The organism is Halorubrum halophilum (assembly GCF_000739595.1).
Taxonomy (GTDB): Archaea; Halobacteriota; Halobacteria; order Halobacteriales; family Haloferacaceae; genus Halorubrum; species Halorubrum halophilum.
Genome location: NZ_BBJP01000022.1, coordinates 1 through 15780, shown reverse-complemented (window position 1 = coordinate 15780; position 15780 = coordinate 1). Strand labels below are relative to the sequence as shown.

11 protein-coding genes and 1 tRNA gene are annotated in these 15780 nt (G+C 52.6%); 9 read left to right on the top strand and 3 right to left on the bottom strand.

Going from position 1 to position 15780, the window contains the following annotated elements; genetic code table 11:
- Positions 1-79: 79 nt before the first annotated feature.
- Positions 80-1060 carry a PLP-dependent cysteine synthase family protein gene (locus tag ACP96_RS07350; RefSeq protein ID WP_050032842.1) on the top strand — a complete coding sequence of 327 codons (981 nt, stop codon included), beginning with the start codon at positions 80-82 and terminating at the stop codon, positions 1058-1060.
- A 29-nt stretch (positions 1061-1089) separates the two neighbouring features.
- On the opposite strand, the gene ACP96_RS07345 is transcribed toward ACP96_RS07350, so the two are convergent.
- Entirely contained in the window at positions 1090-1512 is a 423-nt protein-coding gene (locus ACP96_RS07345; RefSeq protein ID WP_050032841.1) for a CoA-binding protein, read from the bottom strand.
- A gap of 79 nt (positions 1513-1591) precedes the next feature.
- On the bottom strand, positions 1592-2194 hold the full coding sequence (locus ACP96_RS07340) for an RAD55 family ATPase (protein WP_050025164.1): 603 nt from the start codon (positions 2192-2194) through the stop codon (positions 1592-1594).
- Positions 2195-2408: 214 nt separating this feature from the next.
- On the opposite strand from ACP96_RS07340, the gene ACP96_RS07335 reads away from it, so the two are divergent.
- A tRNA-Arg gene (locus ACP96_RS07335) sits at positions 2409-2483 on the top strand.
- A 1109-nt stretch (positions 2484-3592) separates the two neighbouring features.
- Positions 3593-8026 (top strand): NACHT domain-containing protein, encoded by a 4434-nt coding sequence (locus ACP96_RS18550; RefSeq protein ID WP_161785354.1) that lies wholly within the window; start codon positions 3593-3595, stop codon positions 8024-8026.
- 180 nt (positions 8027-8206) lie between these two features.
- Here the strand turns inward: ACP96_RS18550 and ACP96_RS07325 are convergent, their stop codons facing one another.
- Positions 8207-8467 (bottom strand): DUF7386 family protein, encoded by a 261-nt coding sequence (locus ACP96_RS07325; RefSeq protein WP_050032839.1) that lies wholly within the window; start codon positions 8465-8467, stop codon positions 8207-8209.
- A gap of 689 nt (positions 8468-9156) precedes the next feature.
- On the opposite strand from ACP96_RS07325, the gene ACP96_RS18545 reads away from it, so the two are divergent.
- The 6 genes from ACP96_RS18545 (at position 9157) to ACP96_RS07305 (ending at position 15363) form a co-directional block, all read left to right on the top strand.
- Positions 9157-10188, top strand: a complete 1032-nt coding sequence (locus ACP96_RS18545; RefSeq protein WP_154020419.1) for a hypothetical protein — start codon at positions 9157-9159, stop codon at positions 10186-10188.
- A 212-nt stretch (positions 10189-10400) separates the two neighbouring features.
- Positions 10401-11813, top strand: a complete 1413-nt coding sequence (locus ACP96_RS07320; protein ID WP_050032838.1) for a DEAD/DEAH box helicase family protein — start codon at positions 10401-10403, stop codon at positions 11811-11813.
- A complete protein-coding gene (locus ACP96_RS07315; RefSeq protein WP_050032837.1) occupies positions 11800-13146 on the top strand; it encodes a DUF790 family protein in 1347 nt (448 codons plus the stop codon). Before ACP96_RS07320 ends, ACP96_RS07315 begins: the two co-directional genes overlap by 14 nt.
- 112 nt (positions 13147-13258) lie before the next feature.
- Positions 13259-13408 (top strand): DUF7837 family putative zinc-binding protein, encoded by a 150-nt coding sequence (locus ACP96_RS20000; RefSeq protein ID WP_449272137.1) that lies wholly within the window; start codon positions 13259-13261, stop codon positions 13406-13408.
- A 78-nt stretch (positions 13409-13486) separates the two neighbouring features.
- The gene (locus ACP96_RS07310; protein ID WP_050032836.1) at positions 13487-14470 is read left to right on the top strand and encodes a hypothetical protein; all 984 of its coding nucleotides are present in this window, start codon (positions 13487-13489) and stop codon (positions 14468-14470) included.
- A 353-nt stretch (positions 14471-14823) separates the two neighbouring features.
- Positions 14824-15363, top strand: coding sequence for a hypothetical protein (locus tag ACP96_RS07305; RefSeq protein WP_050032835.1), 540 nt, complete (start codon positions 14824-14826; stop codon positions 15361-15363).
- Positions 15364-15780 lie beyond the last annotated feature (417 nt).

Sequence of the window (15780 nt, the reverse complement as noted above, 5' to 3'; positions counted from 1 at the left end):
ACGCCCTCCGGGGGCACGAGAAGGGGCGGCCGCGCCGATCATGGAAACACGCAAAAGGGCCGGCAACGATTGCGGGAACATGACGACCCATCGGGAACCCCTGTCGTCGGTGTTGGAGACGATCGGGGAGACGCCGCTCGTCCGGGTACACGACTCCCCGGACGAGGCGCCGGTGTACGCGAAGCTGGAGTCGTTCAACCCCGGTGCGAGCATCAAGGACCGCATCGGGAAGTACATGCTCGAACGCATGCTCGAACGCGGCGACGTGGGAGAGGGCGGCACCGTGGTCGAGCCCACCGCGGGCAACACCGGGATCGGGCTGGCGGTCGCGGCCAAGCAACTCGGGCTGAACGCGGTGTTCGTCGTCCCCGAGCGGTTCTCCGTGGAGAAACAGCAGCTCATGCGCGCGCTCGGCGCCGAGGTGGTCAACACCCCGAGCGAGGACGGGATGGGGTTCGCCATCGACCGCGCTCACCAGATCGCCGAGGAGCTCGACGACGCGGTCGTCCCCCAGCAGTTCTCGAACCCGCTCAACGCCGAGGCCCACTACGAGACGACCGCCCCCGAGATCGGCGACGCGCTCGACGGCGAGGTCGGGGCCGTCGTTGCCGGCTGCGGCACCGCCGGGACGCTGATGGGGATGGCCCGCTACTTCCGCGAGCAGCACCCCGACACCCACGTCGTCGCCGTCGAGCCCGCGGGCTCCGCGTACCGCGAGTTCCTCGGCGAGGACGTCGACCACGAGGAGTACAAGACGGAGGGGATCGGCACCCACGACATCGACCGGAACGAGCTGTTCGACCCGGCGCTCGTCGACGAGATCCAGTCAATCCCTGACCGCGCCGTCCACGATGAGATGGGTCGGCTCGCGGCCGAGGAGGGGCAGCTCGTCGCCTCCTCCGCGGCCGCGAACGCGATCGCGTCCAAGCGGGTCGCACGGGGTATTCGCGACGGCGAGATCGACGCCCCCCACGACGCCGTCGTCACCGTGTTCGCGGACTCCTCGGAGCGGTACCTCTCGAAGGGGGTTTATCGGTCGTTCGAGGAGTGGGAGGGGTAGGGTCGAAGCGGATCGCCGCGTCCGTTCGTCTACCCCCGTAGCCGCCCGTGTTCGACCTTGATACAGCGGTCCTGCACGACCTCGATCCCGTCAGACTCCGCGTCCGCGGCCGCCTCGTCATGGCTGATCCCGAGCTGGAGCCACGCCGCGCCCGCGTCGCCGCGCGCCGCGTGTCGCTCGCGCACGGCGTCGAGTATCTCCGGCACCTCCTCGCTCGGCCGGAACACGTCGACGAGGTCCACGTCGGCCTCGACGTCCGCCAGTTCGTCGTACGCCGCCTCGCCGAGCACCTCGTCGGCGAAGGGGTTCACCGGGATCACGCGGTACCCGTTACGCTGGAGGTACGCCGGCACGTCGTGGGCGGCCTTCCCGGGCGTCGTCGAGCAGCCGATCACGGCGATGGTGTCGGCGTCGAGCAGTCGGTCGAGTCCCTCGTCGTCGGTGATGGGCATAGCCGTGGGTACGCGGTCGCGCGGATTAAAGACTCGGCAGCCAAACCGCTCGGCGCCCGTCAGCCGACCCGCCCGCCGCTCAGGCGATCCGGATCTCCGGTTCGCCGTCCTCGGGGACCGTGATGACGCCGTCGAAGAGCTGTTTGAGAGTGTTCATCGCCTGCTCGTCGTGAGATGTCGAGTCGATGCTGAACAGTCCGAGCCCGTTCACGCTCTGGATCCGCCCGGTGAACACGTGGAGGAATCGGAACACCGTCTGGAGGTCGGAGTACATCAGCAGCGTCGACAGCGAGTGAACCATCACGCGGTTCTCCTCGATCCCGCGGTCGCCGAACGCCTGCAGAAACTCCGAGAGCTTGATCCCGATTCCGGTCATGTCCACCGGCGACGAGGCGTACTTGATCCGATCGGACTCGCGGGCGTCGCTGACGCCCTGCTGGCGGGTGACGCAGTCGACGACGGCCACCGGCTTCCCCTCGTACGGCGTGCGCTTCTCGTAGTCCTTCAGGACGCGGTCGGCGCCGTCCTTCGTCGTGACGACGATCGCGCCGTCGCCGCGCTCGGTCCCGGCAGCCAACAGGTCCATCATCAGCGAGCGCTTGCCGGTGAGCGGCGGTCCGGTGAACAGGAGGTTCGTTCCGGGTTCGACCTCCTCGTCGAAGTGTGGCCTCAGGTCATACATGGGCGTACCTCAGCGACGACGGAACCGACTCGGGCCACTCGTTCGGCGGTGACGCCGTGCGACCAGGACACATCTACTACGGAAACCATACCGGGTCCCGATAATATTCTTTTTGATCGCCCGTGGCGCCGGGATCGCCGACGTCGGTTTCGGGCGGTCCGCGCCGATTTCGAATCGCGGGACTTAACATCCTCACCGAAGTAGCGAGGCGTACGGGCGCTTAGCTCAGTCTGGATAGAGTGCTTGGCTTCGGACCAAGCTGTCGCGGGTTCAAATCCTGCAGCGCCCATCCGATTTTCGAACGACCAACATCCGACAGACAGCGGCGGGTCACTTATAAAGCGACTTTGGCTGCCGAATTTGATTTCGTTCGATGATCGAACGCTTCCCGATGAGGCCGGTGCCGTCCGGCGGTTCGCGTACATCCAAACTCACGCGCATCGGGCATAATAGTTGGGTCGTTGGATGTGCCGCCACTACTGGATCATCTGGCGCGCGCGCCAGCTTGTCGGCGTAAGCTGATGATTGAATCAAGTATCGTACGGGAGTTCGTGCGAGACACAAGTGGTCTGACCATCACTCACTCTCTCGGAACACATTCCGTGATTTGCCTACTGGGTTCGATATACACGCCTTTTCATTCGTCTGGGACCAATAAGCTCGACACCTATGACCGTTCATCCCACTTCATACACAACCTCGGAATATGAGTCATTCATTGAGTGTGTTGACGAACCATGGGATCCAGCGCGTCATCCAGACCAGCGCCACGACATCGTCATCGATCATCCAGAAGGCCGTCAGATTCGAATCGATAGCGCTCGAAATCGCATTTCCTGCCGGAGCAGGACTGATGATTACTGGGGGCTACGAGAACGGAAAGTCTCTAATCTTCAGGAAGCAACGGAGCAGCTAATGACCGTCGGTATGATGGTGGATATGACGGAACTCTGGAATCTGGGGCTGGATGGGCACCCAGAGAGACCTGCTGAATTCACAGCCTGCAACGAATAGCTACCATTCGTTTTTGTAGAGAGGATTGTTGATGAGACGTTTGAACTTGTATGAGATTGCTGAACCCGGCGCGCCGTTCGCTCGAATCACATTTCGAGGAAGGTTGGGATATGACTACTGACTGCTATCCAGCCTGAGGTGACGAACCACCGAGTATCTGGCGCATCATTAGTTAATCGGGGACATTTTGTGGACCCAGTAACTGATCGAACTGACTCAGACATGATCTTAACCGGGAACACCCTTCCGGGAATCCAGGACTTCGGCTACGCTACAAAGTGTAGGAATTCAGGATTCATAATCAAGGCGATGTCGTATCGTCAAATCAGTACTCACCCTGTGGAAACTGGGGTTTTATCAACAATCGATTGTAGGGTTAAAGAGATGTCAACTGGTCTGGCTCCGGCGGCCAGAGGATATACATTTCAAGACGCTATAGGCGGCATTGCAATCCTTTCAGTATTACTCGAAGACGCGGAAGCGGTAGCTATTGAAGATGCTTTACAATCAGGAGATAAATTTGATGATTTAGTCCTTGAACAGGACGGTGCGCAAATTTGTTTTCAGATAAAAAACCGGCCAGGCCAACGACTAACTTCGAGCGATTTGGAAAACACATCCTCAGAATTCCATATAGACGAATTCGTTGACTCAGCGCAAGACCGACTTTCTGCAGAGGAAGGATCCCGGTTTGTTATTCTAACGTCGCATCGTGAAGAGGCAGGTCCGGACATCAACTTTGCTGATGAGGAGAGAGAAATATCGTTCTTTGATGATCTCGAATTCCCAGCCCAAGAATTAGCTAATGATGCTGGAGAAGTGTCCCCCGGAACCGAGATCGAGTTCGTCCTTGGTCTTCCAGGAATTGATACCGCTGATGATGAAGAACTCGCTGAAACCATACGAGACACGGATTTAGTTAGGCTGATTGAAAAGAAGATCACCCCGATTTTTGATGAGCTAGAGAATCCGGAGATTGGTAATCCAACGACGCTCGTCAAAGACGCTGTAGATCTTGCGAGATGGAGTCGTAATCATTCTTCTATTTCGCGGCTTACGCGGGAAGATATTGTTCGAAGGCTAGGATATATTCCTACTCCAGACATACCTCAACAATTCCCTCTTCAAGAGGGATACATCGAACCCCAGTGGGTGCAAGACTTAGAGCAGATTGATGGGACAACTGATCGTTTATTAATTGAAGGGGGACCAGGAACTGGGAAGTCGACTGGAATCGAACTTCTACATCGATACTGGTCAGAAGGTACGGATGAGCGGACACTGCGGTTTTTCCTGTATATTCCTGATGACGCAGAACACATAGAGAAAAAAAGGAACGATCCTGCTTGGTTTCGACACCAATTGGCTGCACAGCTTCATAATACGTTTCCAGAGGCATTTACTGACGGAACTGTGACTCCCGTCTGGACGGGAACTGAAGCACTTCAGGAATACATTGACAGCGTGGCCAGTTGGGCAAATAGCGAAGAACAACAGCCGCTCATCATTATTGACGGGCTTGATCATGCTTTGCGGTCATTTGGGGATACCACTCACGGTGAGCGGATTGAGGGGACAGTACTCGAAGAACTTGCTATGCTTGACTTTCCTTCTCCGTTATCGTTGTTACTAGTGAGTCGACCGCTTTCTCACGAGATACACACTGATCTGCGAGTAAGTGAAACAATAACCGTTCCCGAATGGAATGAAAGTGAAATCACCCATTATCTTAACGAGAATGATGTTACGACAACTGCTGCTTTGGTTGATCGAGTGAGAGCCGTTTCAGGCGGTCTTCCGGTTATCCTCTCTCACCTTCTTCGCAAGGCGGTGGCCTTCGAGGGTAATAGAGAAGATGGATTCGAATCTGCTCTAAACGATGCATCTGATGTCGATGGGGAACTTGAGCAGTATTATGAATCGGTATGGGAGCCACTACGCCCTCACGAACGGGATGCAGCGACTCTGATCGCGCTCAATCCACTAGGTCTTCATGCTGATATTCTTGCTGATCTTATTGATCTTCCCTGGATTCAGCAAAAACTTTCACTTGGTGAGATACCACTATCTCATGTTATTGATGAAGTTGACGATGGGCGACTAAGGGTGTTTCATGATAGTTTCCGGTCCTTTACATTAGATCAAATTGAATCGGATGAAATAGAGGGGGGACATAGGCATATATTCGACTATTTACTTGAGCGATGTCAACAGATCCCCAATAGGTTAGATAGTCTTACGTACCATGCAGAAAACGGTCCTGGGCGTGAGGCTCTCAAAGATCTAGTCTCCCTTGATAATGTGCTGCAATGGTGGCGAAATGGCGTTTACGTAAACCGGGTCCTCGAAGCGATCGAACTAGCATTTGATGCTTCCCTACGGGATGGTGACTATACGACAGCTTTTGATTGCACTATCTTAGGTGGGGTCACACGTGATATGCTAAATATATATGCCGACGATACAGACCGTCTGGCTTTCTATACAGCACGTGGCGAACGTGATACCGCTATACGGTTAGTTGACCAGATACGGGAATACGGTGGTGGTACAGAAGAGGCACTTTCAGCAATGCATCAATTTGCCCAAGAGTGGGAAGAAGAGATCGAACTCGAATGGCTGAAAGAGTGGGAAGAGGACTATCGAGAGGCTGAAAAACCAAGCTGGGATCCAGAAGCCTATTTTGAACTAGGAGCTATCCTACTACATCCAGACGAGTTTTGGGATCTGGCGGAACAAAGCCGCCGCGTCGACACAGGGGAGCACTTCCCTCGTGAAGTGCTTGCAGCTGTCCGTCAACATCCGGACCTGCTTAATTATCAGAGTGAACCGCCCGATTGGCTTTTTGAAGATACCTTAGTGGCTTTTGAGGCTTGTGAGGGTATTGGTCAGCAACTCCCAGAATCGTGGCGAGAAGAGCTTCTTGCTAATGCGCCTTCATTGTCCGATCTGTCGATTGCTGGGCTACATACACTGCTTCTATGTGGCGGCCCAGAAGATAAGATTATGGAGATCATCGATAATCTTCGGCTTGAAGAACCGAAGCGAAGTCCGACGGAAAATGAATCGAGATTTAGTGAGGCTTACTATATTGGAGCAATCCTCGCAACCTGTGATGAATCCCCGAATGAGGTACTTTCTTCAGTAGAAGGAATATCTTCTGACCATCCAAAGTTACACCAGTTTATTGCATTGGTGGGAGCAGCAACAACGCGAGTATCTCCCGATGAATCAGAGCAATGGGTTGATGCGACTCTCGATTTCCTTGAAGAGTGCTTCAATAATAGATCATTAGCTGACGAATCCGTGTCTCCCAGTGAGCACTGGAGTTATAGGAAATCTGTAGAAGCTGCTGTGAAGGAATTCGAGATCGTGGTTGAAGAAGGAGCAACAGCTCGTGTACAACGAGTCCACGAACTTGCTAAGGAGACCCACGGTGAGACCGAGAATCTGTTGCCCACGGTCTCTTGGCAACTTGTTGGAACCTATCCGGATGAGATGTTACCCGCAGCTTTAGACGAACAGTTTGAGAAGGTTTTGAAACGACCACCCGATGAAGAACCACCAACAAGAGCACTAATTGACCTAGCATTTAACGCGGCTGAGGCTGGATATATTGAATACGCTGATTATTATTTCGACAGCGCGATAGAACGCTGTTTCCGTTACGGGTACCGGAAAGATGTTTTCTTGAATGATGTTTGGAAAGGATTTCAGGAGATTGTGGACGGCGACTGGGATCGTCACATAGGTACTGCGATCCAGTTAGTCAACTGGGCAGGACTACTTCACGAATTGACTGACGGAAAAGAGACTAGGCACTATGAGGGTATGTTCTTGACTGATCTGCTAGACGAGGATGTTATTGATTTCCATTCAGCTCTCGAAGGGGCATCTAACCAAACCACGATAAACAAACTCCGCGATTGGCGTTTAGACAACCCGCACGGAATTTCCCAAAGCGAGCTAGCTGGTATGATCGACGCAGAGCGAGCAAAGGTACTTCGAAGTGAATATACTGATAAAAAGGTGCAAATATTCGGGAGAACTGCAGAAATTGCAGCAGATAACGATTGGGATGATTTAGTTATCAAATCACTTGTGCTAATGAACAAAGGAGAATACGTAGATAAAGGAGTAAGTGAGGACTTGGCGGAGACTCTTGAGACACTCGCAGAGACTCATGAGGTTAGTATTCCGGAGAATATCCATGTCGAAGAAGAAGAGTCATCTGATGGAATAGAATCTGATGAGGAGCAAGAACTTCCTGAGGATCATGAGGAAATGCATGGGTTACTCTCCGACTGTTCAGAAGAAAATCCACTTTCAGAGGAAGATTTTCAAGATTTCACGACGGATGAACTACGCTATGCAGGGAAACTGCTGCAGGCGAGGAGTTATCGGTATGAACCAGTAGCAGCAGCCCCGTTAGCTCGGGTTCTAGCAGATCGGGAAGGATCAGAAGATGCTGTGAACCTTCTAATGAAAGTCATTGCAGAACGTGATCTGATGAGCTGGTGGATCGGCGGACCAGGATTTGAAGCCCTTGCTAAGGCCCTGTTGGATCTATCAGAAGAGGATGCATTAGCTACAGTCTTGACAGCGTGGAGAAAGAGTTCAACTATCGATAGTGCTGCGTATCAGACTGTATTCCCTCAGCTAATATGGATCGTAAAACAGACAGAAGGACAGATAGCGGCTGAAGAGTTAATGTTAGACACGATGAGTTGGTTGCGGAGACTTTTCTGGCCTTATGAACATCGAATTCAGGTGTGGGGAAAACTTGCAGATCGTAGCGCTGTTACAGGTGATCGTTGATCCCTTGACCGGGCCGTACTTCGACCCATACTAGATTATTGGCGGACATGCCGCCGGTTTCGTGATCGGTGGGGTGGCCGTATGGCGCGATTTGAATAACTGTAATGTCAAGTACAAACATATGATCAGGAGACGCCTGAGTCGGTCAGGAACCGAGAGTCAAAGGATTTGAAGTACTAGCTATCGCCATTTCGAGTCAATACTCGTCCGATACCGTAACCCAATCACGGATGTGTTACAGCAATCCTTGATTTCCTGGGGCGGGTACTGGTCACGAACCTTCTGAAGATTGTCTTCACTCTCGATGAGGTGCGTCAGTGCTGCGTCGATCACATCGCTCATCGGCGGGTCATCATCCGCTCCACCGGCGACGATTTTGCTGGCGCGATCAAGCTTGCGTTTCCGCTCATCGCTGAGTCTGAGAGTGGTTCTGTCAGTCATTTATATACAGATGTCTATACGGTGGGGTTTTCGCCGTGGTTCTACGGTGACTGAAGGCCAATTGATTATAATAGTGCCAGCAGTTCCAGGTTGGCCAGCAGCGCGATCACGGAAACACATCCTTCGATCTATGCACACATCTCTACCCTCGCTGGTGAAATCGTGCATACATCGGGGCAACTGCATACATTCACGTGTGACCCCGTGGGGTCGAGGTCGAAGACCACCTTCCAGAGGTCTGGTATTCCATATACTCTGCATACTCACAAATTCTCCTGAACTATTGTATAAAGTCGGAAAGTCACTCACGGATAGATCCGATTCCCAACAGTTCCAAGTCGGAAAGTCATTTTACAAACCATTTTTATGATCCATGAGAACCAATAGCTGAAATTGACGATACCGCTGTTACGTCGTAGGGAAGCGTCGGCACGAATGCTTCAGAAGCTGGTAGTAGACGGACGAAGAGAATTTTTATTTTCCCCGTGTCGGTTCGACCAAGAGCAGAAAGGCGCAGCCCTATCAGAGAAGTCGCTCGTTAGAGTCGCTAACACACGCTTTAGACGGCGGCCCCGAAGCCAAACGACTAGAGCTGCGACAAAGTCAACCTCAACAACAACAACATACTGTAATCGTATTGGTTATAATATACCCAAAAGTGCAACCGCTTCGGTTACAGTCCGAGAATTATGACAGGAACATCCCAACCCCGTGACTCACTCAGTCTCAGGATCGACTCCCGAATAAAACAGCGCTATGAGAACAGGATACTGGAAAAATTCGGAACCTTAGAGCCGTATGCCGGAACAGAGTTGGAACGTGAATTACGCGTAGTAATTGGGCAGGGAGAACTATCTAAACTGGTAGACCGGACCCACGAGTTGGCACGCTCTCTGGGTGAGAGACAAGGAGAAAATAAAAAATCATCTCCGAACCGATCAGGAGAGACTGTAGTGGTCGGATACCGGATACACGCAGAGATACGCGACAAGGTAAAAAAGGAAGCACAAAACGCCGCGGATGTGACCTACGCACGCGACATTGTTGAATCAGTTATGTGGGCATACGCGTGTGGTAACCAGACTGAATCAAAAGTAGCGGATCGGTTGGATCGAATTGAAGCCTTCGTTGAGGCTAAAACATCTGATAAAGATGCGAAAACACGCCGTACTGAGTCAATCATTGAAGCAGTTACTCCCGGCGAATTTCTGCTTGAGGACTTCAACCAAGCGGTTGATGAAGAGGCAAGTGGTATTAATTCTGGAGATTATGCCCGAGAAGAATATCTCCCCCGTGTGCTTGCAGAGCTAGACTACACATATCATCCCGAGAATCCAAGTTTGTTCATATCCACCGACAAGGTTGATTGTTCTGATCAGGATCCACGGGACAAGCTTCAGTTCTTACGAGACGAAGATGACGAGATTAAAATAATTTTGAAAGATGCTATCGAGTCTGCGAAATCAACCAGCAAACCAAAATCAAACATTCGATATACACCAGCAGATGCCGTTGCTGTTCTGGGTAAAGGCACGACACAGAAGGCGGCAAGAAGCAAGTTTGAACAGGTCGCCTCGCGGAGCGAGAGGATTGAATACGAGAAAACAGAGGGCTGCTTAACCGTACAGACGAATTTTGGCCAGAGATCGGGAGATATGAGCAGACACACGCTGGACGATCTCGACGCCATTGATAGGTCCTCTGATCGTGATGAAGCCTAATCATAGGCAGCTAAAGCGCGGTAGGTAGTTCAATAGAAGGTGTAGCTACGCAGAGTAGCTAACATGAGTTGTACTCCAGTGTGATGATTCTCGAATTTCCTGATTTCGGTTAATTTTCTTTCACTTTCATTCACCCGCAATGTTGGGGGGAAGTTGCACCTCTTTCTGTCCAGCAAGGACAAGTACTGCGGCCATCTTAAGCTATGTACGGAATGCGTATCGTGTTCGATGACGGGACGTTGCTCTTGGAAGATGCACCTGGGTCAGTCCCTTATGCAGAGTGGGACGACCGCGTCGACAAATATCGAGCACGAGCGCATCATTACAGAGCCCTGCGATCATGGGCGCAGGCTGACAGCGGGGGACAAGCAACGCTTCATGAATCGACAGCGACTATCGAACCATTCGAAGATGCGGCGCGGGTCTATACTGACCTGGACCTAACGCCTACCGTTGCAATCGAGCCCCGCGACTACCAACAAGCCGCCCTCGCAGCATGGATTGACCACGATCACCGTGGGAGCGTTATCCTTCCGACCGGCAGCGGGAAAACGTTCCTTGCAGTCCAAGCCATCGCTGACGCTGGCGTCAGCACTCTTGTTGTCGTGCCGACGATTGATCTTATGAACCAATGGCACGCAACGCTCACGAACGCTTTCGGCGACCAACTCCCTGACGAGGTCGGCGTCCTCGGCGGCGGCAGCCACAACGTGACAGATATTACCGTCACGACGTACGATTCCGCGTATCGGTATATCAACGAGTACGGTGATCAATTCGGCCTGCTGGTCGTCGATGAGGTTCATCATTTGCCTGCGCCGACCTACCAACAGATTCCCGAGATGACCATCGCCCCGTATCGCCTCGGACTCACCGCTACGTACGAGCGATCCGATGGACAACACGAGGTGCTAGAAGAGCTGATCGGGCCCGTCGTCTATGAGGAAGAGGTAGATGAACTCGCTGGCGAGTATCTCAGCGAGTACGAAACGATTCATCTCAAAGTTGATCTCACCGACGAAGAACGGAAACAGTACGACGAAGAATATCAGATCTACCGCGACTACGTCGATTCTCATAACTTCGACATTTGGAAAGAAGACGGATACGCGGAGTTCTTGAAGCGCACGTCGTACGATCCGCAGGGACGGCGGGCGTTAATTGCCAAGCAACGCGCCGAGGAGATCGCCCGGACCGCCGAAAAGAAGCTGGATACGCTCGATAACCTACTCAAGCGACACTATGAGGACCGCACGATAATCTTCACCGCGAACAACAACTTCGCGTACGAGATTTCCCAGGAATTCATCGTGCCCTGTATTACCCATCAAACGGAAACAGAAGAGCGAACGGAGATTCTGAAGCGGTTCCGAACGGGTGAATACTCGATGCTTGTCACGTCGCAGGTACTTGACGAAGGGATTGACGTGCCGGCGGCGAACGTCGGGATTATCCTTTCAGGTAGCGCGTCGAAACGGCAGTATGCCCAGCGACTTGGCCGAATCCTGCGGCCCACCGACGACCGCCAACCAGCCCGTCTCTACGAGATCATCACCGAGGGCACGAAAGAACAGTACGTCTCATCACATCGCCGCCAGGGGGTGACTGGGAGTGCTGACAGCTGATCTTGCTCGCACACGCACACGCGATGGGACTATTCAGCCGCTGTTCATCGATCCCGACGACGAGCGCTATCGTGAGACGACTGCCGAATTGATTCAGATTTTCAGGGAGCACGTGGGCGAGCCGAAAGGCGAGTTAGAGGAGACGATTGACCAGTTGACGATCGCAGATACAGACTACAAGATCGTTCAAGGGCTGGCGAAGTTGCTCCAAGACGAGTGTGAATTCGAGACTGTCGCAGCAGCCGACCCACAAGAGATTCGACAGCGACTGTTTGAGAAAGCGAACGAGTCGTATCCGATCGTTCGGCAGCCGACACTTGGAGAGGATACGCAACAATTGGAAGTCTACAGTACGGTAGCTGACCAGCTCGGGATTTCCCTGGAAGAGTGTTATCGGGGGATGTATGCGGATCTCGAAGATAACAAGCGGCTCGTTCGCTTCGGGGATCAAGTCGTGGATAGTTACGAGGCGTCGGATGATAGTGTGTCGACGACACGGTTGACGGGGAATAGCGAGGAAGTCTACGCAGAGGATACGATCACCGTTGAGTGGCTGTTGACGCGATATAACCTTGCACTGGCACAGGCGGTGCTGTACGATGCGTCACGGATGCGGATCCGGGTATGGGACCATTTCAGTACCGTGTTCAGCTACGTCAAGCTGTTCGGGCTGATGCATCGCATCTACCCGATCGACACGGGCGGGAACCGCGTCCCTGATACGGATTCTGCAGACGGGTACGAAGCGGTACTTGACGGGCCAGCATCTCTGTTCACCCAATCCCGGAAGTATGGGATCCGGATGGCGAACTTCCTACCTGCACTTCCGTTATGTGATCGGTGGGAGATGACTGCAGAGATCTTGCACGACGACACTACGAACGAGACAGTCCCGTTTGAGTTGGATCACACGGCAGGGTTATCCTCGCACTATAGCGCACGGACTGATTTCGATAGTGATCTGGAGCAGACGCTTGCGCAGAAATGGGCGCGAGCAAACACGGACTGGGAGTTAGTGAGAGAAGATGACGTGCTAGACTTGGGTGCTGAAGTGATGATCCCCGATTTCGCGCTTGAGCATCCCGATGGCAGGCGAGCTATCCTGGAAGTTGTGGGATTCTGGACGCCGGAGTACTTGGATGAGAAGCTAGCGAAGATACAGGAAGCCAATCTTGACCATCTCTTGGTTGCTGTTTCGGAGCGCCTGGAGTGTTCTGCTGATGACTTTTCTGGGACCGAAGATAGAGTACTCTGGTTCAAGTCAGGAATCCATGTGTATGATGTGGTGGAATTAGCCGAAGAACACGCAAGTACGCCGGTCAGGACTAACTGAATCTTTTCTCTCCGTTCCACTTTCACTTTGGTTGGGTGAGCTATTTTAGCCCAGAACACGAATCATAGAATGGAACTTGGAACCTGTCACACGCTCCAAGTTCCCCCTTTCCATGTCACAAGCACCATCCAGTCTTGGTGCGTGCCCCTTCTGTGAGCTACCTGTCCCTCGTAACGCAATTCTGATCGAGTACGTCGTTAATAATGAGGAACGGGTGTACGCTGAGTGTCCCAAGTGCAAAGAACCAGTTCAGCCGCAGTAATCTGTCAAACAATTACTCGTGCAGTAGGGGATAGCTGTGGCCTGTAGGATTTTACCACTTCAGGTCGTTGGGTCTGATATGTCATTCAGCGTTTCGTGGAACACGCTTCTCGAAGAACTGGATGAGCTTTCTGAGGGAGCGACGCTCATTACGCCGCTGTCACACAAGCGATTCCGTATTACTGACGTGCAGCAACAGCGCGTTATTGTTGAGTTCGACGAGAAAGATGACCAGCGACCCCTTCAGCGCGACCAGTTCGAAACGCTGTACCGTCGCATAAGTGACGAACCAGATGGATTTGAGCTTGATCGGCTCCCACCCGATGCCGATCCGTATCCGGCGGTACTGAGTCTCCATCCACGGTTCGAAATTGATGGAGAGCAAGAGATAATCGTCGAAACAGAGGGGCCAACGACGAGCCAACTGCTTGAGAAAGAGGCGGCGAGAGAGTCGGTTGACCGGACAGAACCTGACTTAGACGTGTATGCGGACGCACTATTGCTGGTTGATGCGCTTGAACGTCACGACGTGGACGTGCTTGAAGAGTTAGAGACGACTGGGCTGGTCAACCTCTACACGTTGCTCTCGGATGTCCAGCGCAATGCGGATACGCTTCGGAAAGACGTGGCAGACATACTGTTGACTCGGCTGCATCACGACCGCCCAGTTACTGGCCCGTTCGGTGCTGTCCAGCGGACGACGCGTCGGAATCGATCACTGAAAGACGACGAAGAAGTGCTGGAGACGCTTGAAGCAGCTGGCATCGATCGTGACCGCGTGCTGGGCGTTGATCGCAGCAAAGTCGATGATGCGCTGGAAGTAACGGAGTTGAGCGAGTCCGACGTGTACGAAATCGAAGAACGTGAGTACGTTCGGAAAGCAGAGGTTGATGACGAGCGCAAGGAGACGCGTCTACAAGGTCTCAAAGATCAACTCGCGGCTACAGATGGCGAGGAAGCCGCAGAACTTCGAGAAGAAATCGGGGAACTCGAAGCCCGGATTCAGGAACTTACTGAATTTGAACCTGGATCCAGCTATCACACGCGCTCGACGAGCGGGTGACCGCGTGAACTACTACTCGGTCAGCAGCCGAGTCAGATAGGTTCTCTACCCAGCCACAGCAATTTATAAACATTCTGGGTGCGACTGTTCCTACCAGATAGTAGCAACTAATAGAATTTCTATTCCAGAATCTCCTGAAACTGATTAGTAGCGGCCTGATTGAATCGGTGAAAAGCTCAACTATCCAGATTCAATCGCCGACTCGTATTTAGTATTCTATATGTACAGGAATACCTATTTTAAATATTAATGCGCTGTGACCGGGTTACGAGCCCCGATTTGCTAGTTTTTGCCCCTGCTAACTGGCTATATGGCTAACCCTTTTTTTAAGGTGGGTAATTTTCCCATTTGCAATGGCGCGAACTATAGCAAATCCGATTGAACTGCGACTCAGGAAGCGCGCACGAGAAGACGAGCAGACTGTTGAAGAAACGATAGAGAGGCTGTTGGACGAGACCGTGGTTGAGGTCGAATTAGAAACGGTAATCGAACAAGCGATGGATGAATTCGATCACGTTTCCTCAATCACTATTGGTCACCTTGGGACGTACGAACAGCCGAGTTGTATCGATGTGAGGGTCTATACAGCCGAAGCAGATAGCGTCGAGGACTACTTACAGCTGTTCAGCGCAGACCACAAGATCGCATTAGATAGAGGAGATGAGACACTTCTGGTACCGTTCACCGTCTTCGCTACGTTCGATGGTCCCGTCTCATGGGATTCAGCATCACAAACGACGATCTATATGGACGAGAATGTCCGCGGAGCACACTCACTACAGCTTGAAGATGGGTTACCGTATGTACTGGATAAGCTCAAAAGTCCTGAGCAGTGGGAGCGGGACCGAGACTGCAAAGCACCACTCAAACGGATCCGAAACGACGCTGACTAGCTGATTTTGACCCAGAAGGCCTGTAGGAGTTGAAACCACATCCGATTGAGAATTATTCTGAACAACCAATGAGAAACGTACCAAGACACGTTGAAACGATTAGAACAGTTGACACACATATGAAAGACGATCCTTGTGGGCTCCAGAGTGACGACCACAAGATTGCAGCCCGATTCCATCGTGTGCTAATATCCGCTCGTGATGCGTTGGATAACGATGTCAAAATCATTGCAGGCGGGTGCAATACTTGTACCACGTACGACATTGAGGACAGTCGCTAGTTGTCCACTCTGGCTCAGGAGTCCAGCAGCTGATACGTAGTCCTGAGTGAAGCGGATGAATCAGGAACCTGATTCATCCGCTGTCCGGATACGCACCTGATGAACCTACCAAAACTCACGCAGGTGCTTACAGAAC

What these genes read in the sequence shown, in the direction of transcription:
- ACP96_RS07350 (WP_050032842.1), top strand. Translation starts at nt 80, where the DNA reads ATGACGACCCATCGGGAACCCCTGTCGTCGGTGTTGGAGACGATCGGG.
- ACP96_RS07345 (WP_050032841.1), bottom strand. Translation starts at nt 1,512, where the DNA reads ATGCCCATCACCGACGACGAGGGACTCGACCGACTGCTCGACGCCGAC.
- ACP96_RS07340 (WP_050025164.1), bottom strand. Translation starts at nt 2,194, where the DNA reads ATGTATGACCTGAGGCCACACTTCGACGAGGAGGTCGAACCCGGAACG.
- ACP96_RS18550 (WP_161785354.1), top strand. Translation starts at nt 3,593, where the DNA reads ATGTCAACTGGTCTGGCTCCGGCGGCCAGAGGATATACATTTCAAGAC.
- ACP96_RS07325 (WP_050032839.1), bottom strand. Translation starts at nt 8,467, where the DNA reads ATGACTGACAGAACCACTCTCAGACTCAGCGATGAGCGGAAACGCAAG.
- ACP96_RS18545 (WP_154020419.1), top strand. Translation starts at nt 9,157, where the DNA reads ATGACAGGAACATCCCAACCCCGTGACTCACTCAGTCTCAGGATCGAC.
- ACP96_RS07320 (WP_050032838.1), top strand. Translation starts at nt 10,401, where the DNA reads ATGCGTATCGTGTTCGATGACGGGACGTTGCTCTTGGAAGATGCACCT.
- ACP96_RS20000 (WP_449272137.1), top strand. Translation starts at nt 13,259, where the DNA reads ATGTCACAAGCACCATCCAGTCTTGGTGCGTGCCCCTTCTGTGAGCTA.
- ACP96_RS07310 (WP_050032836.1), top strand. Translation starts at nt 13,487, where the DNA reads ATGTCATTCAGCGTTTCGTGGAACACGCTTCTCGAAGAACTGGATGAG.
- ACP96_RS07305 (WP_050032835.1), top strand. Translation starts at nt 14,824, where the DNA reads ATGGCGCGAACTATAGCAAATCCGATTGAACTGCGACTCAGGAAGCGC.